We start from the raw sequence: 24375 nt of genomic DNA, 5'->3' as shown, positions 1-24375 counted from the left end.
GTCGGCCAAGGTCGGTCTCATGATCCATCGCAGAGCTGCTGTCGCCCTCCTCTCCGCCTCCCCCCTCCTGCTGTCCGGGTGCGGGGGTGGCGCCGAGGCTGCGCCGAGCCGGTCGGGCGACGACCGGCCGGCGGAGGCGACGGCTTCCCCCACACCCGAGAGCAGCAGCCCGCAGCCGAGCGGCATACCCGGGCTCGGGCCCAGGACGACGGCCGCGATACCCGGGCGGGCGGAGCAGGTCGTCGTCGCCACCGGCCGGGGCAAGGACTCGCCGATCTCCACCGTCGTCCTCTACGAACGCGACGACGACGTCTGGCAGTCCGGCGCCAGTTGGCCCGCGCACAACGGCAGGGACGGCTGGAGCGAGCACCACATGGCCGGGGACCTGCGCTCGCCCGTCGGCGTGTACGGGCTGACCGACGCCGGCGGCCTGCTCGCCGACCCGGGGAGCAGGCTGCCGTACCACCAGTCCTACGGCTTCACCTCGCCCGGTACCGGGTTCGAGGGCGAGCCGCTGGAAGGTTCCTTCGACTACGTCGTCGCCATCAACTACAACCGCCAGACGGGCACTTCCCCGCTCGACTGGACCCGGCCGATGGGCGCGAACCGGGGCGGCGGCGTGTGGCTGCACGTCGACCACGGCGGGCCCACGCACGCCTGCGTCAGTGTCGCCAAGGCGCACATGAAGGAGTTGCTGCGCACCCTCGACCCGGACCGGCATCCGGTGATCGCCATGGGCTTCGCCGGCTGGCTCGCCCGCTAGGCCGCCGGAACTCCGCTTAGGATCCGAACCTGTGTGCGCACATGTGCTGGTGGCCGAGGACGACGAGATGCAGGCCGAGCTGATCCGGAGGTCGCTGCTCGCCGAGGGGCACAGCGCGACCGTGGTCCATGACGGGGCCGCCGCGCTGGACGCGGCCCGGCGGCTCGGTCCCGACCTGGTCGTCCTCGACCTGATGCTGCCGGTGATCGACGGCTTCGGCGTCTGCCGGGTGCTGCGCGGCGGCGACCCGGAGATCCCGGTGCTGATGCTCACGGCCCGCTCCGACGAGGACGACGTGCTGCTCGGCCTTGAGCTGGGCGCCGACGACTACATGACCAAGCCGTACAGCCCGCGCGAGCTGATGGCCCGGATCCGGACGATCCTGCGGCGCAGCGGGCGGGCCGCGCCCGTCCGGGAGGAGGAACCCGCCGTGACCGCCGCCGGGATCAGCGTCGATCCCGTGCGGCACCAGGTGCGCTGCGACGGGGAGCCGGTGGAGGTGACCCCGGCCGAGTTCCAGATCCTGCTCGCCATGGCCGGGGAGCCCGACCGGGTCTTCACCCGGCGGCAGTTGCTGCAGTGCACACGGGGCTTCGACCGTTCCTCCACCGAACGGGCCGTCGACGTCCATGTGATGAACCTGCGCCGGAAGATCGAGGCCGATCCCCGGCGGCCGGTGCGGCTGGTGACCGTGTTCGGTGTCGGCTACAAGCTGAGCGGCGGCCGGCCGTGAAGCCCCGGATACCCTGGCGCAAGCGGCTGCTGGTCCGGCTGCTGTTCACCTCGGTACTGATCGCCGTCTGCTCGGTGGCCGCCACCGCCTGGCTCGCCGTGACGACCACCACCAGCGCGCTGGAGGAGGAACAGGGGCAGGACCTGGCCGCCGACAACAAGATCCTCGCCGAGCTCAGCGGGTACGCGGCGGACCACCCCGACTGGAGCGAGGTCCAGCACACCCTCCGGGCCCTGGCGGCCAAGACCGGCCGCAGGATCGCGCTGACCACCGCCGACCGCACGCTGATCGCCGACTCGGCAGCCCACGACACCCCGCTGCCACCGCGCCCGGCGGCCGCCGTGGACCCCCTGCACACCGACACCTACACGGAGTCCGGCGCGCAGCTCAGCGGCATCGATCCGCGCGCGGTCGGTCCGTTCCGGCTCACCGCGCCGGAGCGCGGGAAACTGGACGCGGTCGCCGAGAAGCAGCAGGAGTGCTTCGACCGCTTCGGCGTCCGGACCAGCGTCCAGCACATCCCGAGCGGACGGCCGCACGTCGTCTTCGACGACGCCAGAGACGCTCCTCTGCAACTCAAGGTCGGGTGCGGCAACGTCCTCGGCGAGTCGACCGGCGGGATCAACGACGCGCTCGACTTCCCGACCGCCACCGAGACCAAGGCCCTCGACGCGCTGACGGACCTGGCCCGTCCCTGCCTCAAGGCCCAGGACAGGGACATCGGCGGCTCGCTGTACCTGACCTACGACACGACAGGGCGCGACCCCGTCTCGGGCGGGTTCCTCGTCACCAAGAAGGGGATCGAGCGGAAGACGGACCGGCCGGCGAAGAACTGCATCGCCAACGCCCGGCGCACCCAGCTCGAACCGTACGTCGCCCCGGCCGCCGAGCTCTTCCTCGGCATCGGCGACCAGACCGCACCCCGCTTCGACATGTCCCGGGCCAACAAGACGAAGATCGTCGGCGCGGCCGGCCTGGTCCTCGCCGTCACGGTCGCCGTCACCGCCGTCGTCGCCATGCGTCTGGTGCGGCCGCTGCGTGCCCTCACGGCCGCTGCGCAGCAGCCGCCCGAGCTGCACGTCCGGGCACGCGTGCGCACCCGGGACGAGACCGGGCTGCTGGCCGAGGCGTTCAACGACCTCACCGAGCGCCGGGAACGCCTCGAAGAGCAGCGCAAGGCGATGGTCAGCGACATCGCCCACGAACTGCGCAGCCCCCTCACCAACATCCGCGGCTGGCTGGAGGTCACCCGGGACGGTCTGGTCGACCCCGACCCGGCCCTGCTGGGCTCCCTGCACGAGGAGGCGCTGGTCCTGCAGCGGATCATCGACGACCTCCAGGACCTGGCCGCCGCCGATGCCGGCACCCTGCGCGTGCACCGCGAACCGGTGCGCGCCGCCGACCTGACCGACCAGGTCGCCGCCGCCCACCGCGTCGCCGCCGACGCGGCCGGGGTCACCCTGCTGACCGACACCGACGGCACCGCCTGGCTCGACGCCGACCCGGTCCGGATGCGGCAGGCCCTCGGCAACCTGGTCTCCAACGCCCTCCGGCACACCCCCGCCGACGGCACGGTCACCCTGTCCGCCCGCCGTGTCGGTGACGACGTCGTCCTCACCGTCACCGACACCGGTCCGGGCATCGCCGCCGACGATCTCCCGCACGTCTTCGAGCGGTTCTGGCGCGCGGAGAAGTCCCGCAGCCGCCGTACCGGAGGCAGCGGCCTCGGCCTGCCGATCGTGCGCCATCTGCTCGCCGCCCACGACGGCACCGCCGAGGCGCGCAGCGAACCCGGCAAGGGCGCCGAGTTCATCCTGCGGCTGCCGGCCGCACCGGCCCCGGCCGACGTCAGCTGAGCCGGCGCTCCGCCCGCTGCCGGCGCCGGGCCAGCAGCCGGCGCTCCGCCTCGGTCGTACCGCCCCAGACGCCGACGGTCTGCCCGGTCGCCATCGCCCAGCGCAGGCAGGGGTCCTGCACCGGACACCGCTCGCACACGGCCTTCGCGCGCCGCGTCTGATGCAGCGACGGGCCGGTGGTCCCGATCGGGAAGAAGAGGTCGGGGTCCTCGTAGCGGCACTCGGCGTGGTCTCGCCAGTCGTCCATCGAAGTCACCTGCGATCCAAGTCGATTCAGCCGTTTCCTGTGCGCGTTGCTCGGCTCCGGGTCACCGGTCCGGGCGCGGCTGAAACGGCCAAGTCCCGCGGGATTCGCGGGCGGTCACTGCTCGCGCAGACCCCAGGGGGAGCCGTATTCGGTCAGCAGGTCGAGGAACGGGCGGGCCGGGAACGCCTCCGGGCCGAGGACGCCCGAGCCCGACCACGCGCCGGTGGCCAGGAGTTCGAGGGCGACGACCGGATTGAGGGCCGTCTGCCACACCACGGCCTGACAACCGTACTCCGCCATGGACCACTGGTTGTCGACAACGTGGTAGAGATACACCTCCCGCGGCTGTCCGTCCTTCACCCCGCGCACCCAGGTGCCCGCGCAGGTCTTGCCGCGCATGCGCTCGCCCAGTGTCGCCGGGTCGGGCAGCGACGCGGCGACCACGTCCCGGGGCGAGACCGCGACCGGGCCGTCGGCGCCGGGCACCGTCACCGGGGCGGTGCGGTCCAGGCCCAGCAGGTGCAGCGTCTTCAGCGTCTCGATGAACTCGCGCCCGAGCCCGTACTTGAAGGTGACCCGCCGCGCGTCCACCCAGCGCGGCACGAGCAGCACCTCCTCGTGCTCGACGTTCACGCACTCGACCGGACCGATCCCGTCCGGGAAGTCGAACACCTCGGGCTCGCTGAACGGCGCGGTGGTGAACCACCCGCGCCGCCGTTCGTACACGACGGGCGGGTTGAGGCACTCCTCGATGGTGGTCCAGATGCTGAAGGAGGGCGCGAAGTCGTAGCCGTCCACGGTCAGGTTCGCACCGTCGCGGATGCCGATCTCCTCGATCTCGTCGAAGAGCTCGTCGGCCGCGTACCGGGCGAACACGTCCGACAACCCGGGCTCCACCCCGATCCCGACCAGCGCCAGCGCACCCGCCCGCTCCCACTCCCCGGCCAGCGCGAACTGTTCGTCGCCCAGCTTCACCCCGCACTCCTCGTACGGCCGCTCGGGATGCGGGCGGGACAGCGACATCGCCATGTCGAGGTAGTCGGCGCCGGCCTTGCGGGCGGCCCGGAACAGAGGCATGACGAAGCGCGGGTCGGTGGCGTTGAGCAGCACGTCGCAACCGTGGCGGGCCAGCAGCGCGGCCACGGCCGCCTCGTCGCCGGCGTCGACGCGCTCGGCGCGGAACCGGTCGTCGCCGACGGCCGCCACCGCCGCCTCGGCGCGGAACCGGTCGTCGCCGACGGCCGCCACCGCCGCCTCGGCGCGGGCCAGGTCGTAGTCGGCGACCACCAACAGGTCGAAGAACGGCCGCCGGGCCGCGATCCGGGTGACGGCGGTGCCCACACCACCGGCTCCCACGAGCAGTACACGCATGCGGGAATCTCCTTCTGGGACAGAGAGCGAGGTCGGAAACGGGGGCGCCCTGGCCGGAATGAAACGCCCGGCCGTCGCGTAAGGTCAATGGCGTTGGCATAAGGGCGGGGCACAGCAACGGCAGGGAGTACGCGATGCCCAAGACGGTCGTACCGGAGGAGAAGCGCCGCAGGCGCCGCCCCACCCGCAGCGGCACGGTGCTCTCCGAGCGGCTGATCGTGGAGACCGCGCTGCGCCTGCTGCGCGAGCACGGCAGCGCCGGCCTGACCGCCCGCCGACTGGGTCTCGCCCTCGACTGCGACCCCAGCACCCTGTACCGCTACTTCCGGGGCATGGACGACCTCACCCTGGCGATCGGTGACGCCCTCATCGGCCAGGCGCTGGCCGGCTGGAGCCCGACGGGGGAGTGGCGGACGGACCTGCGGACCATCGGCCTGCGCATCCACGCGCAGTACGTCGCCCACCCGCAGGCGGCCCTGCTGACGACGAACCGCGTGACCGGCCGGGCACACGAACTGGCCGCCGACGAAGCGGTCCTGGACGTCCTGCGCACGGCAGGCTTCTCACTCCCGGAGACCGTCCGCGTCTACCACGCCTTCATCGACCAGACCCTCGCCTTCGCCGCCCTGGACGCAGCCTCCCTCACCCTCCCGAAGGACTCCCGGCGAGCCGACGAGGACAAGTGGCACTCGACCTACGCCCGCCTCCCGCACACCACCCACCCACGTATCGCGGAGGCGGCTCCGCTCCTGGCGAAACGCATGGTGACCAGCGCCTATCCGACGGCACTTGAAATGCTCCTGGACAGTGCGGCGCCCCGTCAGGGGCGCGGGGAACTGCGCGACCAGCCCCCACCCACCCGCACCCGTACGAATTGACTCCCTACGGCCGGCGCAACGCACCCTCGGCCGTACTCGCCACCGCCTCCGCCACCGCCCCCAACGCCGGCGAATCCAACTTCCACTGCTGCCAGTACAACGGCACGTCGACCCACCACTCCCGTCCCCCGATCCGCACCAACCGCCCGTCCCGCAGCCGCGGTACCGCCTGCGGCTCCGGCACCATCCCCCACCCCAGCCCCGCCGTCACCGCGTCCACGAACCCCTCCGACGTCGGCACGTAGTGCCGCAGCGCACTCGCCCCCGCCCCGCCCAGCCGCCGTACGAACCCGTCCTGGAAATCGTCGACCCGGTCGAACACGATCACCGGCGCCTCGGCGAGCGCATCCGGCAGCGCCCCCGAAAGACGCGCCGCCGCGAACTCCGGCGCCGCCACCGGCAGGTACCGCATCCGCCCCAGCGCCCGCACCGAACACCCCGGCACCGCCTCCGGCGACGACGTCACCGCCGCCATCACCAGCCCCTCCCGCAGCAGCGCGGCCGTGTGGTCCTCGTCCTCCCGCCGCAGTTCGACATAGACGTGCGGCAGCCCGGTCAGCGCCCGCAGGAACCACGTCGCCAGCGAGTCCGCGTTGACCGCGACCGACACCCGGGTCGGCTCCCCGGCGCCGCTCATGCCCAGCTCACCGCGCGCGTCCCGCTCCAGCCGCGCCAGCTGCCGGGCGAACCGGACCAGTACCTCGCCCGACTCCGTCGGCCGCACCGGCTTGGTGCGTTGGAGCAGCACCCGGCCCGTGCGCTGCTCCAACGCCTTGACCCGCTGGCTGACCGCCGACGGCGTCACGTGCAGGGCCGCGGCCGCCGCGTCGAACGTGCCCTCGTCCACCACCGCCAGCAGCGTCCGCACCTGGTCGAGCGGAAGTTCCACCGTCGCACTCCTGTCTGTCTCCTGTCTGTCTTCAGCTGCGCTAAGGGTACGTAAAAATCTTTAGCTGTACGCAGAGTGATCGCTTCCGTAGCGTCGAGGGCATGTCCAGCTCTCTCGCCGCCGCTGCCGCAGGATTCGGCACCGGCCTCTCGCTCATCGTCGCCATCGGTGCCCAGAACGCCTTCGTGCTCCGCCAGGGCATCCGCCGCGACGCGGTCCTCGTGGTCGTCGGCATCTGCGCGCTCTCCGACGCCGTCCTCATCTCGCTCGGCGTCGGCGGGGTGGGCGCCATCGTGGTGGCCTGGCCGGGCGCGGTGCGGGCGGTCGGGCTGATCGGCGGCGCCTTCCTGCTCTGCTACGGCGCCCTCGCCGCCCGGCGGGTCCTGCGGCCCGGCACCGGCGGTCTGCGCACCGAGGGCGAGACGGCAGGGTCCCGGCGGCGGGCGGTCCTCACCTGCCTGGCCATGACCTGGCTGAACCCGCACGTGTACCTGGACACCGTGTTCCTGCTCGGCTCCCTCGCCGCCCACCGGGGCGACCTGCGCTGGACCTTCGGACTCGGCGCCGCCCTGGCCAGCCTCTGCTGGTTCACCGCCCTCGGCTTCGGCGCCCGGCTGCTCGGCCGGTACCTCGCCGGGCCGGCCGCCTGGCGGGTGATGGACGGGCTGGTGGCACTGACCATGATCGGGCTCGGCCTGATGCTCGTGGCGGGATCCTGAGCCGCCCGGATCCTCGAACGGCCGCATCCTGAGACAAGCGGTTCGGCAGCGACGGAAGTTGCTGCGATAGTGAACCTGCAACCGAAAAGATGTAGCGGGCATCGAGAAGAGCGGGACACCAGGAACTCCGTGGACACCAGCGAGAGCGGCACCCAGTCCGACATACAGACCCCCGACGACGCCACGGCCGCCCCGCCCCGGAGCGGCTGGCGGCGCTGGGCGATGGACACCCGCCCGCTGCGCATCCCGGCCTACCGCAGGCTGTGGACGTCGACCATCGTCACCTCGGTCGGCAGCCAGCTGACCGCCGTCGCCGTGCCCAAGCAGATCTTCGACATCACGGGGTCGTCCGCCTGGGTCGGCGCGGCGAGTCTCGCCGGACTGCTGCCGCTGATCGTGTTCGCGCTGTGGGGCGGCGCGGTGGCCGACACCATGGACCGCCGCAAGCTGCTGCTGATCACCAACATCGGTATCGGCGTGACCTCACTGCTCTTCTTCGTCCAGGCGGCCACCGGGATGAGATCGGTGGCCGCGCTGATGGTGCTGCTCGCGATGCAGCAGGCGTTCTGGGGGCTGAACGCGCCGGCCCGTACCGCCTCCATCGCCCGGCTGGTCCCGGAGGCGCAACTGCCCGCCGCCAACGCGCTCGGGTCGACGGTCATGCAGACCGGGCAGGTGGTCGGCCCGCTGCTCGCCGGTGCCCTGATCCCCGTCATCGGGCTGCCCGAGCTGTACCTGATCGACGCGCTGGCGCTGTGCGTGACGGTGTGGGCGGTCTACCGGCTGCCCGCGCTGCCGCCCCTGGCGGGTGCGACGGCGCGGCGGGCCGGGGTGCGCGAGATCGTGGCGGGCTTCCGGTACATCTCCATGCACAAGGTGCTGCTGCTGTCGTTCCTCGCGGACATCATCGCGATGGTCTTCGGCATGCCCCGTGCCCTGTTCCCGCAGCTGGCCGCGCAGACCTACGCCTCCTACGGCGAGGGGCTCGCGCTCGGCCTGCTGTTCGCGGCGATCCCGGTCGGCGCGGTTCTCGGCGGGCTCTTCTCCGGCACCTTCTCGCGGGCCCGCCGCCACGGCCTGATGGTGATCGGCGCCGTGGTCGGCTGGGGTGCTGCCGTCGCCGGGTTCGGGCTGAGCCGCAACCTCTGGGTCGCCGTGGCCTTCCTGGCCGCCGCCGGGGTCGCCGACATGGTCTCGATGGTCTTCCGCGGCGCGATCCTGCTGTCCGCGGCGACCGACGAGATGCGGGGCCGGATGCAGGGGGTGTTCACCGTGGTGGTCGCGGGCGGGCCGCGGCTGGCCGACGTGCTGCACGGCACCGCGGGCTCGGTCTTCGGGCCGCGGGCGGCGGTCGCGGGCGGCGGGCTGCTGGTGGTCGCGGTGATGCTGGTTCTCGCCGCCGCCGTTCCGGCCCTGCGCCGCTACCGCGTCTGAGCGGCCTACACGGGCCGACGTCCGACGTAGGCGTCGAGGAGTTTGCCGCGGGTGACCTCCAGGCGGCTGGCGAGGATCTCGGCGACCGTCCGTACCAGGGACAGACCGAGCAGCGGATCCTCCACGCACAGCGCGAGCACGGCCGAGGCGTCGTACTCGTAGGCCCGCACCTGGCTGAAGGCCACCGCCCCGAAGTCCCAGGTGTACGGCGGGAACAGCCAGGACCAGCCGAGCAGGTCGCCGGCGCCCAGAGTGGCGACGGTGACCCGCTTGTGGGTCGTCACCTCCTGGTCCAGGTTGACCGCTCCCGAGCGGATCACCCAGAAGCGGTCGGCGGTGCCGCCGGCCTCGAAGATCCTGGAGTCCTCGGGGAAGGACACCTCGTGAGCCAGTTCCATGAGGCGCTCGCGCTGGGCCTGGGGCAGGGCGGTGAGCAGTTTGATGGCTTTGGTCATGGCACGGGGCTCCTCGCCGGCGAGGGTACGGGGTGCTTTCCCTACGCCCATTTCAGCCGCTGCCGCCCCGCCGGGCACCTCGAAGAAGGTGAGAATCGCCGTCGGAAACCGGTCCGGGCGTGAAAAAGCCCTGGCTGGACGGGGGAGGCCAGCCAGGGCCGTCAGAAGTGGTTCGGGAGGACCTGTTGTCAACTCCTCGACCACTTATGGGTGAACGGTAAACCATCCAGAGCAATTTCGCGTAGTCGTGAACAGGGTACGTGACCTGTTTCACTTTGGGGAGCCCCCGGTCGCCCGCGAAGGGTTTGGCCGCGCCCCGACCGGTGAGCCGAAGAGCAGAGCCCCGTACGGACGGGACTGAGCCGACCAACCGGTCCACCACCCAGGGAGCGAAAGGATGTACGAAAAGTACCGGACCGAGTCAACCATGGCACCACCTGAGTCCCGTCGGCCGCCGCTGCGGCCGGCCGACGCCCGCAGAGCGGTACGAGGCGCCGTCGCCCGACGCGCCGTACCGTGCCCCGCCGAAGCCCTCGACGACGCCCTGCTCGTCACCTCCGAACTGACCACCAACGCGATTCTGCACGGCGGCGGGATCACCGGCTTCGCCGTCGACGTCGAGGGGTGCGCGGTACGGGTGTCCGTCAGCGACCGCAGCGACGAGATACCGGTGGCCGAACGGGCCGTCGACGAGGACCGCCGGTGGCGGCCGCACGGCCGGGGCTGGCCCATCGTCTGCCGGCTGGCCCGGGACGTGGAGGTCGCCGGACTGCCCTGCGGCGGCAAGCGGATCACCGCGGTCGTGCCCCTGCGCTGAGCCCGCGGAGGGGCTGGTGCCGGGAACGGTGTTTGGGCCCGGATCGAAGGGGCAGGCGGAGTGTCGTGCTTCGGACCGGAGGCGCGCGCCAGTGGGAGCAGTCGTTCGACAGCCCCCGGGCCCGTAGAGCGGTCCGGGTGGTGCTTCCGCGGCGACCCTGACATCGCAGTTCGGGTCGAGTCCCGGAACCACGTTCCGGTGACGCCCTGAAACCCACAGTTCAGGAGCGAATCCGCATGCCCACCGACTTGTCGACCAGCCGTTCCCGCACATCCGACCGCACCACCCGCACGACGCCCCGCCGCACCCACGACGACGCCCCGGACACGGTGGCCCTCTTCACCCGGCTCGCCACGCTCGACGACGGGCCCGAGCGGGAGGCCCTGCGCGACGAACTGGTCGCCGCCTGGCTGCCCATGGCCCACCGCATCGCCGGCCGGTTCCGCGACCGCGGCGAGTCCGTCGAGGACCTGCGCCAGGTGGCCGCCCTCGGGCTGGTCAAGGCCGTGGACCGCTTCGACCCCTCGCGCGGCGCCTTCGAGAGCTACGCGGTGCCCACCATCACCGGCGAGGTCAAGCGGCACTTCCGGGACCGGATGTGGGCGCTGCGCGTACCGCGCCGGGTACAGGAACTGCGCAACCGGGTGCGGGTGGCCCGCCGCGAACTCACCCAGAACCCCGGCTCCGCCGAGCCCACCACCGCGGCCCTCGCCGCCCACACCGGGCTCACCGAGGACGAGGTCAACGCCGGCCTCGAGGCCCTGGAGAGCTTCAGCACCCTGTCCCTGGACGCCGAGCTCTCCGCGGGCGAGGACGGCTACAGCCTCGCCGACACCCTCGGCGAGGCCGACGGCTCCTACGACGTCGTCGTCGACCGGGAAGCGGCCAAGGAGGGGCTGCGCCGGCTGCCCGAACGGGAGCGGGCCATCCTCTACATGCGCTTCTTCGAGGACATGACCCAGAGCCGGATCGCCGACAAGCTGGGCATCTCCCAGATGCACGTCTCCCGCCTCATCAGCCGCAGCTGCGCCCGCGTCCGCGCCGAGGCGCTGGGCCGGACCGCCGAATGATCCCCACGACCGCCGTGGAACCGCTTCCGACCGACCGAGGAGTGACGCCGTGCTGATGCCCCACCCCGCCACGCTGCGCCGGCTCGTGGACGAGTACGAGAGTCTCCGCACCGCGGAGACGGCACCGGACCCGAAGGCTGGCGACCTGGCCTACACGCTCTGCGTGATCACCGGAACCCGCGACATCGCCGCGGCCCTGGCGAAGTCCCGCCACCTCCTGGCCGCCGCCGCGACAGCCGGCCTCCCGCCCGTCACCATCCCCGCCACGCCCTCACCTCCGGCACCGGACACGACGGTTGCGCCGACGGCGGCCACCGCGGCCCTGCCCGGGGTGCCGCCGGTCCCGACGACGGCGTTCGGGGACGCGCGAGACCGTGCCTCGGCCCGCCTCGCGGTGACGGAGTGACCCGGCGTCAGGGGGCGGGCACGGGCTGCCGGACGGGGACCTGCAGCGGACGGGCCAGGCCCGCCACCGACTCGTCCAGGCGCTGGAGATGGCGCAGCACCCGGTCGGTCACCCTGCCGTAGCGCGGGGCGCGCAACGTACCCGGCTCCAGCATCGACACGATGCTGGGGCCGGTCTCGATCCGGGCGTCCGACCCGTCCTGCCCGACATGGGCGGCGATCGCCTCGATGTTGTGCACGATCCGCCGTCCCGCCCCGCGCAGCCGGGGATCCGCCGCGATGGCCGGATGGGTGGGCAGCAGCTCCGCCGTGGCCGCCAGCGACCGCGCGTGGTAGGCACAGGTCTCGAGCAGCGCCACCACATAGCGGGCGGTGTCCCGGCGGGAGCGCAGCGGGGTGATCGGATGGGTCAGCGGCTGGACGGCCGCGGCCAGATCGGCCAGCGCCTGGTCCAGGTCCCGGGCCTTCTCCACCAGGTCGACCGGCGGCGCCCCGCCCAACTGGTCGGCGGCGGCCCGGGTCACGTCGGCCAGCCGGTCCAGCGTCGTCACGAGCAGCTCGTCGGTACGGCGGTCGGTGTGCACCGGCAGCACTACCGCGGCCGCGATCACCCCGCACACCGCACCGAGCGCGGTCTCCGCCACCCGCAGCACCAGGACGTCCAGGCTGTAGGTGTTGAGGAGCGTGTACAGCAGGCCCAGCATCGCCGTCACGAAGAACGACATCAGGGTGTACGACAGCGGTGCCGAGTAGAACATCGCGAAGATGAAGAGCAGCACCAGCCCGAACGCCGTCCAGGTGTGGTGCCCGACCAGTCCCGCGAGCCCGATGCCGGCCACCACGCCGAGGACCGTGCCCAGCAGCCGCCGGTAGCCCTTGACCAGGATCTCGCCGGTGGACGAGGTGTTGATGAACACGATCCAGCAGGTCAGCACCGCCCAGTACCAGCGCTGGGCGGACAGGAACTCGCCGCCGACGATGGCCAGCGACGAGCCGACCGCCACCTGCACCGCCGCCCGCGTGGTGGGCCGGCGCAGCCCGGTCGCCTCCCCGGCCTGCCGTTCGCCCTCCTCGGCGCCCTCGATGGCCGCGTCCTCGGCGTCCAGTTCCTCCCGCGACCGGGAGGTGGCCGGGGTGTCGTCGGACTCGTCCTGCGGCCCGTCCAGGGCGATCCGCAGCCCCAGCACCGCACGCCCGGCCTCGCCGATGCCCCGGAAGACGTCCTGGACGGCGGGCGAGGCGGCCGGCAGGTTCTCCCCCTCCCGGTAGCCGAGGAGCCGGTTGCGCAGCCGGGCCAGCGCGGTCCCCTTCCCGGGGCCGCCGGGCCGCAGCACCAGCAGCCGCAGCGCCTCCAGATCGAGCCGCAGCCGCTCCAGCGCCTCGTCCCGCACCGGCTCCCCGACGGCCGACGGCAGCGGGGCACCCGGCAGATGGAGGGTGAGCGTGTCCGCCCGCCCGGTGCTGCGGGCGGTGAGCAGCAGCAGCCCGAGCCGCTCGGCGGCGATCTCCGCGTCCGCGATCCGGCGCTGCACCAGCCTCGCCACCGTCTCGTCGGAGGTGCCGTCCGTCAGCCGCCCCTGGATCAGCAGCGCCGTCTCGTGCAGCCGGGCGGTCCTGACCCGGACCTCCTCCACCGCCCGGTCCAGCTCGTCCGGCCCGGCGTCGAGCAACTCGGCCTGCGCGGAGACCAGTTGGGCAAGCCGGACGCGGAAGGCCCGCCGCAGCCGGGCCAGGATGCCCGCGGGGGTCTGCCGGACCAGCACGAACCGTGCCAGGGCCGCGCAGCCGAACGCCACCGTGATCGTGAGGTACAGGCCCGGCAGCGCGGCCACGGTCGCGTGCACGAACAGCGACGCGAAGTAGATCTGGAAGCCGATCAGCCCGAGCGCCGTGCCCCGGTCGCCGAAGCGGCGGCCGTAGACCGCGCAGAAGATGAGCGCCACGAAGAACAGGTCGCCCATCACCACCCGCGCGTTGAGCAGCGCGCCGAGCGACATCGAGGCGAGTGCCACCGGCAGGCCGAGGGCGAGCGTGACGGCCTGCTGCGCCCGCCCCTTCTCCCGGATCGCGAAGGTGGCCACCATCGCTGTGATGGCCCCGGCCACCAGATGGGACACGTCGGCCCGCAGCGCCGCCAGCACGGCGAGCGTGAGCGCGATCGACGTGACCGTGCGCAGACCGGCGGTGAACCGGAGCAGCCCGGGGTCGGCCGCCGCGAGCCGCCCCCAAAGCTCCGCCCGCACCGCCCGCCCCGCCGCTCTCACCGGGCTGCGCCCTGCGTCACGCCGGCGAGCCGCCGGGGTCCTCGGGGCCCTCGGCGCGCGCCCGGACCTGTTCCGGCGTCAGATACGTGTTCGTGTACTCGAAGTCCTTGAGCCGGGCGGGCTTGCGGGCCTGGAAGCCCGTGCGCACGAAGTCGTCGCCGGCCAGCGCGTTCAGCAGCCAGTTGGTCGCGACCCGGGTCTTGGCCACGTTGGTGCGCAGCGCCGACCAGTGGTAGCCGCGGGCCACCGCCTGGGCGGGCAGACCGCGCAGCTCGATGCCGAGCGGCTTGGAGACCGCGTCCTTGCCGCCGAGGTCCACCACCAGCCCGAGGTCCTTGTGCACGTACGGGTGGAGCGCCTGGCCCCGCAGGGTCGCGATCACGTTGTCGGCGACCGCCCTGCCCTGCCGCATGGCGTGCTGCGCGGTCGGCGGGCAGACCGCGCCCGGCTCGTCCTTCGCCTTGTCCGGTACGGCCGCCGCGTCGCCGAGCGCGAACACCCCGTCGTGGCCGGGCAGCGTCATCTCGGCGTCGACCGCGAGCCGTCCGCGGACCGTCTCCGCGCCCAGGGTGGCGATCAGCGGGCTGGCGACCACCCCGGCCGTCCAGATCAGCGTGTGAGTGGGCACCACCCGGCCGTCGGTGAAGGTGACCTCCTGATGGCCCGCCTTCTCGATCGACACCCCGAGGGAGACGTCCACACCGCGGCGGCGCAGCACCTCCTGGGCGCTGCGGCCGAGCTTGTCGCCGAGCTCCGGCATCAGCTTCGGCGCGATGTCGATCAGGTGCCACTTGATCAGCTTCGGATCCAGGTTCGGGTAGCGGTGCAGCGCCGCGTGCGTGAGCTTCTGCAGACAGGCCGCGGTCTCGGTGCCCGCGTAGCCGCCGCCGACCACCACGAACTGCAGCCGCGCGGCGCGTTCGGCCGGGTCGTCGCTGGCGTCGGCGAGATCGAGCTGGGCGATGACGTGGTCGCGGATGTAGGCGGCCTCGGCGAGGGTCTTCATGCCGAACGCGTGCTCCGTCAGGCCGGGAATGTCGAAGGTGCGGGTGACACTGCCCGGAGCCAGCACGATGTAGTCGTACCGCTCGTTGACGAGCTGGTCGGTTATGGTGCGGACGACGCACACCTTGGACTTCAGATCCACGCCGATCGCGCCGCCCGGGATGATCCGGGTGCGGTACCGCTTGCTGCGGCGCAGCGACACGGCGATCGACTGGGGCGTCAGCACACCCGAGGCGACCTGTGGCAACAGAGGCAGATAGAGCTGGTAGGAGGTCGGCGAGACCAGGGTGACGTCGGCCTCGTCGGGGGAGAGCTTCCGCTCCAGGCGGCGCACGCATCCCACTCCGGCGAAGCCTGCGCCCACCACCAGGATCCTGGGTCGTGTCACGGTGTATCCCTTTCCGCTGCTCCGGGCCGTTCGGCTCGAGGCCGTCCGCGTGCCCAGGAACGCTTGCTTCGCACCACATCGATCCCACCGTGCCCGACGCCGTTCCGCCAGCCGGGCGGAGCAGGCAGACGAACGCGTGGGCTCCAGCATGCCCCTGGATCGCCGGGAGAAACCGGCTGTCGCACAGATATGCGGCGGACTTCCGTCCGGTCAAAGGCCGTCCCGCGGCGATCACATACGCCAGTAGAGTGCCCGCCATGGCGCAGACCCAGCCCGGAACGGGCTTCCAGAAGCGGCACATCGACCCCGACCGCGTGACCCCGCTGGTGGCCGCCCTGGACTCCCAGGACGCCAACCCCGGCGTACGGCGGCTGCGCGCCTGGGCCGAGCAGGCGCTGGCGGTGCGGCCCGGCGAGCGGCTCCTCGACGTCGGCTCCGGCACCGGCTCGCAGACCCGGGCACTGGCCGCCGCCCTCGGCCCGGACGGTGTCGCCATCGGCGTCGAGGTCAACCCGAGTCTGCGCGCGGTCGCCGAGGAGCGGTCCGCCGACAGCAGGGCCCGCTTCCTGCAGGGCGAGGCGGAGGCGCTGCCGGTACCGGACGGCTCGATGGACGTCGTGTGGTGCGAGCGGGTCCTCCAGCACCTCCACGACCCCGACCGGGCGATCGCCGAGATGGCCAGGGTGCTGCGCCCCGGCGGCCGGGTGGCGGTGCTCGACACCGACTGGGGGACCACCCTCCTGCACCCCGGCGACCCGGTGGTGGTGCGCGCCCTGACCGCCGCCGCCCTCAACGGCGCCAACCCCTACTCCGGGCGCCGCCTGGTCGGCCAGCTGAGCGCGGCCGGGTTCGTGGTCGACGACCGCGGCTCGCAGGCCCTGCTCCAGGACCACGACTCGGTCGCCTGGCCGCTGATCCGCATGCTCGGCGAGGCCGCCGTGCGCACCGGCGCCGTCACCGAGGAACAGCGGGACACCCTGTATGCCGATCTCGCCGAGGCCGCCGAGCAGGGCGCGGTGCACATGTCGGTGACGATGTTCGGAGTGGTCGCGCACCGGGCCGAGTGACCGCACCCGGCCCCACGAGGGCACCCCCGCCGGGGCACCCCTGGGCATCCCTCACCAGGGCAGAAAGGCGTGGATGTCCTTGCCGTCCGCGGTGACGACCACGCTCACCTGGTCGCACAGGGTGTGCAGCAGGTGCCAGCCGATGCCGCCCCCGCCCCCGTCCGGGTGGAAGGGCCGCGGCTCGGGCCGGACCTGGCTGGAGTCGTGCATGGTGACGTGGATCCCGTCGTACGTGCGGCGCATCCGCAGTTCGAAGGGGCCCGGCGCGTACTGGACCACGTTGGCGGCCAGCTCCGTCACGACCAGCAGGATGTCGTTCCAGCAGTCGGGACCCGAGGGCGGCGAGGTGCGCGCGAGACCGACGAGGTAGCCGTCGGCTGCGATCCGGGCACCCGTCACATCACGGAGCCGCCCCGGGAAGGGGACCGCGCATGCGTCGGTCTCCTCCGCGGATCCTCTGTCGTCCCGCCGTGGTCCGGTCCCCATCTCGTCTCTTTCAGTCCCGGAAGGGTGCCCCCGTCGCGCTGGTCTCTTCTCCTTCGCTGCGAGTTCCCACCATGTCACCGGATACGCGTCACCCTCACCGGAAGACGTTGTCCGAGTCGTCCCAGTCGGCCGGGTCGGGCCGGCCCGGGCGGCGCACCGCCTGCGAGCGGGCCTGGTACATGGCGTCGATCTCGGCCGCGTAGTGGCGCGCTATGGCGTCCCGGCGCAGCTTCATCGACGGGGTGAGCATGCCGTTGCCCGGGGCGAACGGTTCCTGGAGCACCCGGTAGACGCGGATCGACTCGGCGCGGGACACCACGCTGTTGGCGGACGCGATGGCGCGGGCGATCTCCTCGCGCAGCGCGTTCTCCTCGCGCGCCTCGCGCCCGGGCGAGTCGCCCGGCACCGTCAGCGCCCCCCGCCAGTGCGCGAGGAAGTCCGGGTCCAGGGTGATCAGCGCACCCACACAGGGCCGGTCGTCCCCGACGACCACCGCCTGGTGCACCAGCGGGTGCATCCGCAGCCGCTGCTCCAGCGGGGCCGGGGCCACGCTCTTGCCGCTGCTCGTGATGAGGATGTCCTTCTTGCGGCCCGTGATGGTCAGATAGCCCTCGAGGTCCAGCCGTCCGATGTCCCCGGTGGTCAGCCAGCCGCCGCGCAGCGCGGCCCGGGTCGCGTAGTCGTCGCCGACGTACCCCTGGAACACCGACGGACCGCGCACCAGGATCTCGCCGTCCTCGGCCACCTGGATCTGGGTGCCCGGCAGGGCCTGGCCCACCGTGCCCGACTTCTCCCGGCCCAGCGGCTGCATGGTGATCCCGCCGCTGGACTCGGTGAGGCCGTAGCCGTCATGGACGTACAAACCGATGCCCTCGTAGAACAGGGTGAGTTCACGGCTGAGCGAGGAACCGCCGGACGTGGCGCGCAGCACCCGTCCGCCGAGTGCCCCCCGCAGCTTGCGGTACACCGTCCGCTCGTACAGGGCGTGTTGCAGCCGCAGGTCGAAGCCCGGGCCCGCCCCGGTGCCCAGCCGCTGCCGCTCCGTGGCCGCGGCGAAGTCCCGCGCGGTCTCCGCGGCCCGCTCGAAGAGGGCACCCCGGCCGTGCTGCTGGGAGGTGCGCAGGAACGTCTTGTACAGCTTCTCCAGCACCGACGGCACGGCGTACAGATAGGTCGGCCGGAACGTGCCCAGCGCCGAGGCCAGCGCGGCCTCGGTCATCTCCGGCTCGTGGCCCATCAGGATCCCGCCGCGCAGACAGATCACCATGATCATCAGGCCGTACACGTGCGAGAACGGCAGGAAGGCCAGGACGGAGGCCTGTTCGCCGGGGCGTGCCGCGGTGTGCCCCCAGCCCGCCAGCAGGGTGTCGCACGGGTACGCGAGCCCGCGGTGGCTCAGCGCGCAGCCCAGCGGGCGGCCCGAGGTGCCGGAGGTGTAGGTGATGGCCGCGGTCGAGTCGGGCATCACGATCCGGCGCAGCGACTCCACCGTGGTCAGCGGGACGTACGTGCCCTTCTGCACCAGCTCGGGCAGCGCCCCCGCGTCCAGCTGCCACACGTGCTTGAGCCCGGGCAGCCCCTCGCACACGGTGCCGACGGTCATCACCGCCTGCTCGTCCTCGACCACCACGGCCACGCAGCGGGCGTCCCGCAGGATCCATTCGACCTGGTCCCGGGAGGACGTCGGGTGGATCGGGACGACCTCCGCCCCCACCGACCACAGCGCGAGGCCGAACACCGTCCACTCGTAGCGCGTCCGCGCCATCACGGCCACCCGCTGCCCGGGCGAGATCCCCGACGCGATCAGCCCCTTGGCCAGGTCGACTACCTCGTCCCGCAGTTCGACCGCGGTGACCTCCTCCCAGCCCACGGCGGCGCCCTCGGGCCGGCGCGCCAGCACCGGCAGGGTGGGGTTCCGGTCCGCCGTCTCGAAGATGCTGTCGGCGAGCCCGCCGGTCAGGGTCGAAGCGGTCGTCGGAGCGAGGGCGTAGTCGCGCATGCGCTGCTCCTGGATGTACGGAGGGTTACCCTCCCGATCGGTACTGTTGTCGACGCGGGTCGAATCTAGCCCAGGGGAGTGCGGCTCGTGTCGGGAACGGTCAACTCGTTTCCACCTGATGACAAAGCTCAGCCCCGGAATTCAGCCCTGGGTGCGGCGCATGCACTCCACGACCACGTCCCGCAGGCTCCCGGTGCGCTCCAGGAACGACCGCTGCTCGCGGGCGCCGGTACCCCTGTGCAGCAACTGTGCGACGGCTTCCTCGGCGCCGACCGTGTCACCGCTGTCGGCGAGCGCCTGCGCGGTGTGCGCGAGGAGGGCGCGCACCACCTCGACGGCGGGCCGGGGCCGCATGGTCACGGGGTCGAGGAGGTCCTGCTCCAGGCCGACGCGGGCGGCCTGCCAGGAGGCCAGCCGGAGCATGCTCACACTGTGGTCGAGCGGCGGCCGTCCGGCCCGCCAGTCACGCGCGGCCGTCTCCACCAGGGCGCGGATCAGCGTGGCGACCAGGACGGTGGTGTCCGCCCGCAGGCACACGTCGGCCACCCGGATCTCCACCGTCGGGTAGCGCGTGGACAGGCGGGCGTCGAAGTACACCATCCCCGTGTCGAGGATGACCTCGCTGGCCACCATGTCCGCGACCCGCCGCCGGTACCGCTCGGGCGAGCCGAACAGCTCGGTCGGCCCCGCCGACGGGCCGCGCGCCCACAGCCGGCTGCGGAAACTGGCGTAACCGGAGTCCCGGCCCTGCCAGAACGGGGAGTTGACGCTGAGCGCGCGCAGCACCGGGAGCCAGGGCCGGATCCGGTCGAGGACGGCGACGCCCTCCTCGTCGGACTCCACCGACACGTGCACATGGCAGCCGCAGACGAACCAGTCCACCATCGCGGCACCGTACCGCCCGGCCATCCAGTGGTAGCGCTCGTGCCTGGTGAGCGCCGGGTCGACCGGCAGGGGGTAGGTGGCGAGTGCCGCGACCGCGCAACCGATCTCGCCGGCCAGTCGGCCGGCCTCCTTGCGGCACCGCACGATCTCGGCGCCGAGCTCCGCCATGTCCCGCTGCGGACTGGTCGCCAGCTCCAGCATCTGACCGAACAGCTCCATCTGGAACATGGCCTGCCCGGGGTCGTCCTGGGCGGCCCGGTCGAGCACGGCGGCCGACCAGGGCATGGGCTCCCCGCTGTCCGGGTGGACCAGCAGAAGTTCTTCCTCCACTCCGACGGTACGCAGCACGGGCAACCGCCCTCCGGCCGGGCCGCGACCGGGCGCGGCGAGGTCTTTCATCCCGGACTGCCCGGCCCCGGCCGCGGAAACACGTACCGCGGCCCTCGGCGGGCTACGGGGCGACTGGCTCCAGCCACACCGTGCCGAGCGGGGGCAGCGTGAGCCGCAGAGCCCCGTCGTCGGCCAGCAGCGGCCCCCGGCTGACGACGTCCCCGCCGCCGTACCGGGCACTGTCGGTGTTGAGGATCTCCTGCCAGACGGGGACCCCCTTGGGCACGCTCAGCCGGTAGCCGGGACGGACCACGGGGGAGAGGTTGGAGACCGCCAGCAGCGGCCGGGCCTCGGCATCGAACCTCAGGAAGGCGAAGACGTTGTCCTCGGCCGCGTCACCCACGACCCACTGGAAACCCGCCGGATCGGTGTCCCGCTGCCACAGCGCGGGGTGCGCGCGGTACCCGGAGTTGAGATCGCGGACCAGATCCCGGACACCCCGGTGATCGGCCTCGGCCCCGTACCCGGCGTCGAGCAGCCACCAGTCGGGGCCGTCGGCGTGGGACCACTCGCCGCCCTGGGCGAACTCCTGCCCCATGAAGAGCAGTTGCTTGCCCGGATGGGCCCACATGAAGGCCAGATACGCGCGGTGGCCGGCGCGCTGCTGCCACCAGTCGCCGGGCATCTTGGAGACGAGCGAGCGCTTTCCGTGCACGACCTCGTCGTGGGAGATGGGCAGGACGTAGTTCTCGCTGTACGCGTACACCATCGAGAAGGTCATCTCGTTGTGGTGGTACTTGCGGTGGACGGGCTCGTGGGACATGTACTCCAGCGAGTCGTGCATCCAGCCCATGTTCCACTTCAGCCCGAAGCCCAGGCCGCCGCTGTCGGTCGGCCGGGTCACCCCGCCCCACGCCGTGGACTCCTCGGCGATGGTCACCACCCCGGGCGCCCGCCGGTACACGGTGGCGTTCATCTCCTGGAGGAACGCCACCGCGTCCAGGTCCTCGCGCCCGCCGAACACGTTCGGCGTCCACTGCCCGGAGTCCCGCGAGTAGTCGAGGTAGAGCATCGAGGCGACCGCGTCCACCCGCAGCCCGTCGACGTGGAACTCCTCGCACCAGTACACGGCGTTGGCGACCAGGAAGTTGCGCACCTCCACCCGCCCGAGATCGAACTCGTAGGTCCCCCAGTCCGGATGCTCGGCCCGCCGCTCGTCCCCGGGCTCGTACAGCGGGTCCCCGTCGAAGCGGGCCAGCGCCCAGTCGTCCTTGGGGAAGTGCGCAGGCACCCAGTCCATGATCACGCCGATGCCGGCCCGGTGCAGGGCGTCGACCAGGTACCTGAAGTCGTCGGGGGTGCCGAGCCGGGAGGTCGGCGCGTAGAAGCCGGTGACCTGGTAGCCCCAGGAGCCGCCGAAGGGGTGCTCGGCGACCGGCATGAACTCGACGTGCGTGAAGCCCAGGTCGCCGACGTAGGCGGGCAGTTCCTCGGCCAGCTGCCGGTAGTCCAGGCCGGGGCGCCAGGACGGCAGGTGCACCTCGTACACCGAGAACGGCGCCTCGTGCACGGGGATGTCACCGCGGTGTGCCATCCACTCCGCGTCACCCCACTCGTACCGGGACGCCGTCACGATCGACGCGGTCGCGGGCGGCACCTCCGTCCGCCTGGCCATCGGGTCCGCCTTGAGGAACCGGCCGCCGTGCCGGGAGGTGATCTCGAACTTGTACCGGGCACCCTCGCCCACCCCCGGCAGGAACAGCTCCCACACCCCGGCCGCGCCCAGCGAACGCATCGGGAACTGCGTGCCGTCCCAGCACGTGAAGTCCCCGGCCACCCTTACGCCCTGGGCGTTGGGCGCCCACACCGTGAACCGGGTGCCGGCCACGCCGTCATGGGTCATCGGCTCGGCACCGAGCGCCTTCCACAGCTGCTCGTGCCGCCCCTCCCGGATCAGATGCAGGTCGAACTCACCGAGCGCGGGCAGGAAGCGGTACGGGTCGTGGACCTCGTGCTCGCCGCCCTCCCCGTCCTCTCCGCCCTCGTACTCGACGAGGAGGGTGTACGAAGGGACCTCGGCGTACGGCAGCACCGCCGCGAAGAGCCCGTCGTCCTCCGGTGCCAGGGGGCTGCGCACCCCGTCGACGAGCACGCTCACGGCGCGGGCGTGCGGGCGCAGCGCCCGGAAGAGGGTGCCGCCGTCCACCGGGCGGGCGCCGAGCAGGGCGTGCGGATCGTGATGGGTGCCCGCGAGCAGGCGCCCGCGGTCGGCGGCGTCCAGGGGCGGGGCCGTGGGACGGGAGGGGCCGGAGGGCTCCGGGAGCGAGGAGTCGCGCAGTGCCATGACGTCAGCCTCTCCAGCGGGCGAGCCGCTCGATCGCGGCCATCGGAACCGGAAGCCAGGCCGGCCGGTGCCGGGCTTCGTACACCACCTCGTACACCGCGCGGTCCGTCTCGTGGGCGCGCAGCAGTGCGTGCTTCCGGCGCGGGTCCCAGCCGGCCCGCGCAGCGTAACCCGCGCAGTAGGCCTCCCGGCAGCGGCGGGCCCACTCCGGGCGCCAGGGGCGGCGCTGGCGGGCCGCGTAGTCGAAGGAGCGCAGCATCCCGGCGACGTCCCGTACCGGCGACTGGGTGCTGCGCCGCTCGGCGAGCGGCCGGGACGGCTCGCCCTCGAAGTCGATGACGAACCACTCGTGGTCCGCCCGCAGCACCTGACCGAGATGGAGATCGCCGTGGATCCGCTGGGCGAGCGGCCCCGCGTCGCAGCTGGCGAGCGCCTCGAAGGCGCCGCGCAGCCCGGGGACGAACGGCCGCAGTACCGGCACCGCGTCCGCGGCCGCGTCCAGCCGCGCCGACATCGCCCCGGCCGTGCGGCTGTGTTCGTCGTGGACGGCGGATGGGAAGGCGGCGGCGAGCGCGAGATGCACGTCCGCGGTGGCGCGCCCCAGCTCGTGCGCCTCGGTGGTGAAGTCCTCCCCGGCCGCGAGCGCGCGCAGCGCCAGGGTCCAGCCGTCGGCCGCGTCCGGCAGGAAGGGCTGCAGCACCCCGAGGGTCGCCGGGCTCGGCTCGGTGGTGCGGAACCAGGCCACCGGCGCCGGCACCCGTGCGCAGCCCTGCGCGGCCAGCGCGCCGGGCACCTCCAGGTCCGGGTTGACGCCTGGCTGTATCCGCCTGAACACCTTCAGGATGTAGGAGTCGCCGTACACCAGGGAGGAGTTGGACTGCTCGGCGTCCAGCAGCCGCGGCGCGAGTCCGCCGGGTATCCGGGCCTGCGGGGCGGTCTCGAAGCGCAGTGGGCCGGCCGTGCCGGGTATGCGCAGCCGTTCCAGGAGGAGTTCGGCGGCGCGCGGGTCGTTCAGGGCGTCGTAGAGGGCGAGTCCGGCCAGGGGGCCCTCCTCGGCCCGGCCTATGTAGGCCCGCTCCAGCCGGGGCGCGCGGTGTTCGCGGACGCCGAGCAGGAGCTGATAGCAGTCACCGGACGGGGTGGTGCCGCCGTGCGGGGAGTGGTCGGCGTGGACCAGCAGGTGGAGGCAGCCGGGGAAGAGTTCGGTCACGGACAGCACGGACAGCTCGGAGACGGGCCGGTCCTTGCCCGCGAACCAGCGCTGCCGGGGCAGCCAGTCGCGCAGCAGCCCGCCCAGCGAGACCAGCGACCGGTCGAGTCCGGCCGTCGTGCTCCGGGGCAGGTCAGCGGTCTTCGTCATGGTGACGCGTCCTTTCCTCGGCTCCGCACGCTCAGCGCCGACGGCCGATGCGGGAGGCGACTCGGGAGAGCCGGAACCAGTAGAAGCCGTGCCCCGCGAGGGTGAGCAGATACGGCAGTTCACCGATGGCGGGGAAGCGCACCCCGCCGATCAGCTCGACCGGGTGCCGGCCGTCGAAGGCCCGCAGGTCGAGCTCGGTGGGCTGGGCGAAGCGGGAGAAGTTGTGCACGCAGAGGACCAGGTCGTCCTCGTACTCGCGCAGGAACGCGATCACCGCCGGGTTGGAGGACTGCAGTTCGGTGTAGGACCCCAGTCCGAAGGCAGGATTCTGCTTGCGGATCTCGATCATGCGCCGGGTCCAGTGCAGCAGGGACGACGGCGAGGACATCGACGCCTCGACGTTGGTGACCTGGTAGCCGTAGACCGGGTCCATGATCGTGGGCAGGTAGAGGCGTCCGGGGTCGCAGGAGGAGAAGCCGGCGTTGCGGTCCGGGGTCCACTGCATGGGGGTGCGTACCGCGTCGCGGTCGCCGAGCCAGATGTTGTCGCCCATGCCGATCTCGTCGCCGTAGTAGAGGATCGGTGAGCCGGGCAGGGACAGCAGCAGGGC

General features: G+C 72.6%; 22 protein-coding genes. 10 read left to right on the top strand and 12 right to left on the bottom strand.

What is annotated here, in order from left to right:
- Positions 1-19 precede the first annotated feature (19 nt).
- From ACFY6U_RS16540 to ACFY6U_RS16530, 3 genes are read left to right on the top strand one after another with little or no spacing between them, the layout of a single operon-like run.
- Positions 20-763, top strand: coding sequence for a hypothetical protein (locus tag ACFY6U_RS16540; protein ID WP_390038715.1), 744 nt, complete (start codon positions 20-22; stop codon positions 761-763).
- Positions 764-794: 31 nt separating this feature from the next.
- Positions 795-1496, top strand: a complete 702-nt coding sequence (locus ACFY6U_RS16535) for a response regulator transcription factor (protein ID WP_388917212.1) — start codon at positions 795-797, stop codon at positions 1494-1496.
- Positions 1493-3352: an ATP-binding protein gene (locus ACFY6U_RS16530; protein ID WP_390038713.1), complete on the top strand. Its 1860-nt coding sequence runs from the start codon at positions 1493-1495 to the stop codon at positions 3350-3352. The genes ACFY6U_RS16535 and ACFY6U_RS16530 overlap by 4 nt, the downstream gene beginning before the upstream one ends.
- Here ACFY6U_RS16530 and ACFY6U_RS16525 read toward each other — a convergent pair.
- Complete coding sequence (locus tag ACFY6U_RS16525; protein WP_390038711.1) at positions 3345-3599, bottom strand: WhiB family transcriptional regulator; 255 nt, start codon at positions 3597-3599, stop codon at positions 3345-3347. The genes ACFY6U_RS16530 and ACFY6U_RS16525 overlap by 8 nt on opposite strands.
- Positions 3600-3713: 114 nt before the next feature.
- Positions 3714-4970 (bottom strand): saccharopine dehydrogenase C-terminal domain-containing protein, encoded by a 1257-nt coding sequence (locus tag ACFY6U_RS16520; RefSeq protein WP_390038709.1) that lies wholly within the window; start codon positions 4968-4970, stop codon positions 3714-3716.
- A gap of 134 nt (positions 4971-5104) precedes the next feature.
- Between ACFY6U_RS16520 and ACFY6U_RS16515 the strand changes: the two genes are divergently transcribed.
- Positions 5105-5848: a TetR/AcrR family transcriptional regulator gene (locus ACFY6U_RS16515; protein ID WP_390038708.1), complete on the top strand. Its 744-nt coding sequence runs from the start codon at positions 5105-5107 to the stop codon at positions 5846-5848.
- Positions 5849-5852: 4 nt separating this feature from the next.
- On the opposite strand, the gene ACFY6U_RS16510 is transcribed toward ACFY6U_RS16515, so the two are convergent.
- Complete coding sequence (locus ACFY6U_RS16510) at positions 5853-6737, bottom strand: LysR family transcriptional regulator ArgP (protein ID WP_390038706.1); 885 nt, start codon at positions 6735-6737, stop codon at positions 5853-5855.
- A gap of 101 nt (positions 6738-6838) precedes the next feature.
- Here ACFY6U_RS16510 and ACFY6U_RS16505 point away from each other — a divergent pair, with 101 nt between their 5' ends.
- Complete coding sequence (locus ACFY6U_RS16505) at positions 6839-7456, top strand: LysE/ArgO family amino acid transporter (RefSeq protein WP_390038704.1); 618 nt, start codon at positions 6839-6841, stop codon at positions 7454-7456.
- Positions 7457-7585: 129 nt separating this feature from the next.
- Positions 7586-8890: an MFS transporter gene (locus tag ACFY6U_RS16500; protein WP_390038702.1), complete on the top strand. Its 1305-nt coding sequence runs from the start codon at positions 7586-7588 to the stop codon at positions 8888-8890.
- 5 nt (positions 8891-8895) lie between these two features.
- Here the strand turns inward: ACFY6U_RS16500 and ACFY6U_RS16495 are convergent, their stop codons facing one another.
- Positions 8896-9345, bottom strand: coding sequence for a cyclic nucleotide-binding domain-containing protein (locus tag ACFY6U_RS16495; RefSeq protein ID WP_351497895.1), 450 nt, complete (start codon positions 9343-9345; stop codon positions 8896-8898).
- A 397-nt stretch (positions 9346-9742) separates the two neighbouring features.
- Between ACFY6U_RS16495 and ACFY6U_RS16490 the strand changes: the two genes are divergently transcribed.
- From ACFY6U_RS16490 to ACFY6U_RS16480, 3 genes are all read left to right on the top strand, one after another.
- On the top strand, positions 9743-10162 hold the full coding sequence (locus tag ACFY6U_RS16490) for an ATP-binding protein (protein ID WP_390038700.1): 420 nt from the start codon (positions 9743-9745) through the stop codon (positions 10160-10162).
- Positions 10163-10398: 236 nt separating this feature from the next.
- Complete coding sequence (locus ACFY6U_RS16485) at positions 10399-11232, top strand: SigB/SigF/SigG family RNA polymerase sigma factor (RefSeq protein ID WP_351497890.1); 834 nt, start codon at positions 10399-10401, stop codon at positions 11230-11232.
- 55 nt (positions 11233-11287) lie between these two features.
- Positions 11288-11638, top strand: coding sequence for a DUF5133 domain-containing protein (locus tag ACFY6U_RS16480; protein WP_390039704.1), 351 nt, complete (start codon positions 11288-11290; stop codon positions 11636-11638).
- A 7-nt stretch (positions 11639-11645) separates the two neighbouring features.
- On the opposite strand, the gene ACFY6U_RS16475 is transcribed toward ACFY6U_RS16480, so the two are convergent.
- Positions 11646-13880, bottom strand: coding sequence for an FUSC family protein (locus tag ACFY6U_RS16475; protein WP_390038698.1), 2235 nt, complete (start codon positions 13878-13880; stop codon positions 11646-11648).
- 37 nt (positions 13881-13917) lie between these two features.
- Positions 13918-15294: an NAD(P)/FAD-dependent oxidoreductase gene (locus ACFY6U_RS16470; RefSeq protein WP_390038696.1), complete on the bottom strand. Its 1377-nt coding sequence runs from the start codon at positions 15292-15294 to the stop codon at positions 13918-13920.
- Positions 15295-15551: 257 nt separating this feature from the next.
- Here ACFY6U_RS16470 and ACFY6U_RS16465 point away from each other — a divergent pair, with 257 nt between their 5' ends.
- Positions 15552-16361 carry a methyltransferase domain-containing protein gene (locus ACFY6U_RS16465; protein WP_390038694.1) on the top strand — a complete coding sequence of 270 codons (810 nt, stop codon included), beginning with the start codon at positions 15552-15554 and terminating at the stop codon, positions 16359-16361.
- Positions 16362-16412: 51 nt separating this feature from the next.
- Here the strand turns inward: ACFY6U_RS16465 and ACFY6U_RS16460 are convergent, their stop codons facing one another.
- From ACFY6U_RS16460 to ACFY6U_RS16435, 6 genes are all read right to left on the bottom strand, one after another.
- Positions 16413-16847, bottom strand: coding sequence for an ATP-binding protein (locus ACFY6U_RS16460; protein ID WP_390038693.1), 435 nt, complete (start codon positions 16845-16847; stop codon positions 16413-16415).
- Between the two features lie 94 nt (positions 16848-16941).
- On the bottom strand, positions 16942-18846 hold the full coding sequence (locus ACFY6U_RS16455) for an AMP-dependent synthetase/ligase (protein ID WP_390038691.1): 1905 nt from the start codon (positions 18844-18846) through the stop codon (positions 16942-16944).
- A 141-nt stretch (positions 18847-18987) separates the two neighbouring features.
- Positions 18988-20076: a glutamate--cysteine ligase gene (locus tag ACFY6U_RS16450; protein WP_390039702.1), complete on the bottom strand. Its 1089-nt coding sequence runs from the start codon at positions 20074-20076 to the stop codon at positions 18988-18990.
- Positions 20077-20182: 106 nt separating this feature from the next.
- On the bottom strand, positions 20183-22405 hold the full coding sequence (gene glgB / locus ACFY6U_RS16445; RefSeq protein WP_390038689.1) for a 1,4-alpha-glucan branching enzyme: 2223 nt from the start codon (positions 22403-22405) through the stop codon (positions 20183-20185).
- A gap of 4 nt (positions 22406-22409) precedes the next feature.
- Entirely contained in the window at positions 22410-23765 is a 1356-nt protein-coding gene (locus ACFY6U_RS16440) for a maltokinase (protein ID WP_390038688.1), read from the bottom strand.
- Positions 23766-23796: 31 nt separating this feature from the next.
- Positions 23797-24375, bottom strand: a 579-nt coding sequence (locus ACFY6U_RS16435; RefSeq protein WP_390038686.1) for an alpha-glucosidase C-terminal domain-containing protein, incomplete at its 5' end; no start/stop codon positions are given.

The sequence above is a fragment of the Streptomyces sp. NPDC013157 genome (genome assembly GCF_042899865.1).
GTDB lineage: Bacteria > Actinomycetota > Actinomycetes > Streptomycetales > Streptomycetaceae > Streptomyces.
This window is presented reverse-complemented; position numbering and strand designations above follow the sequence as displayed.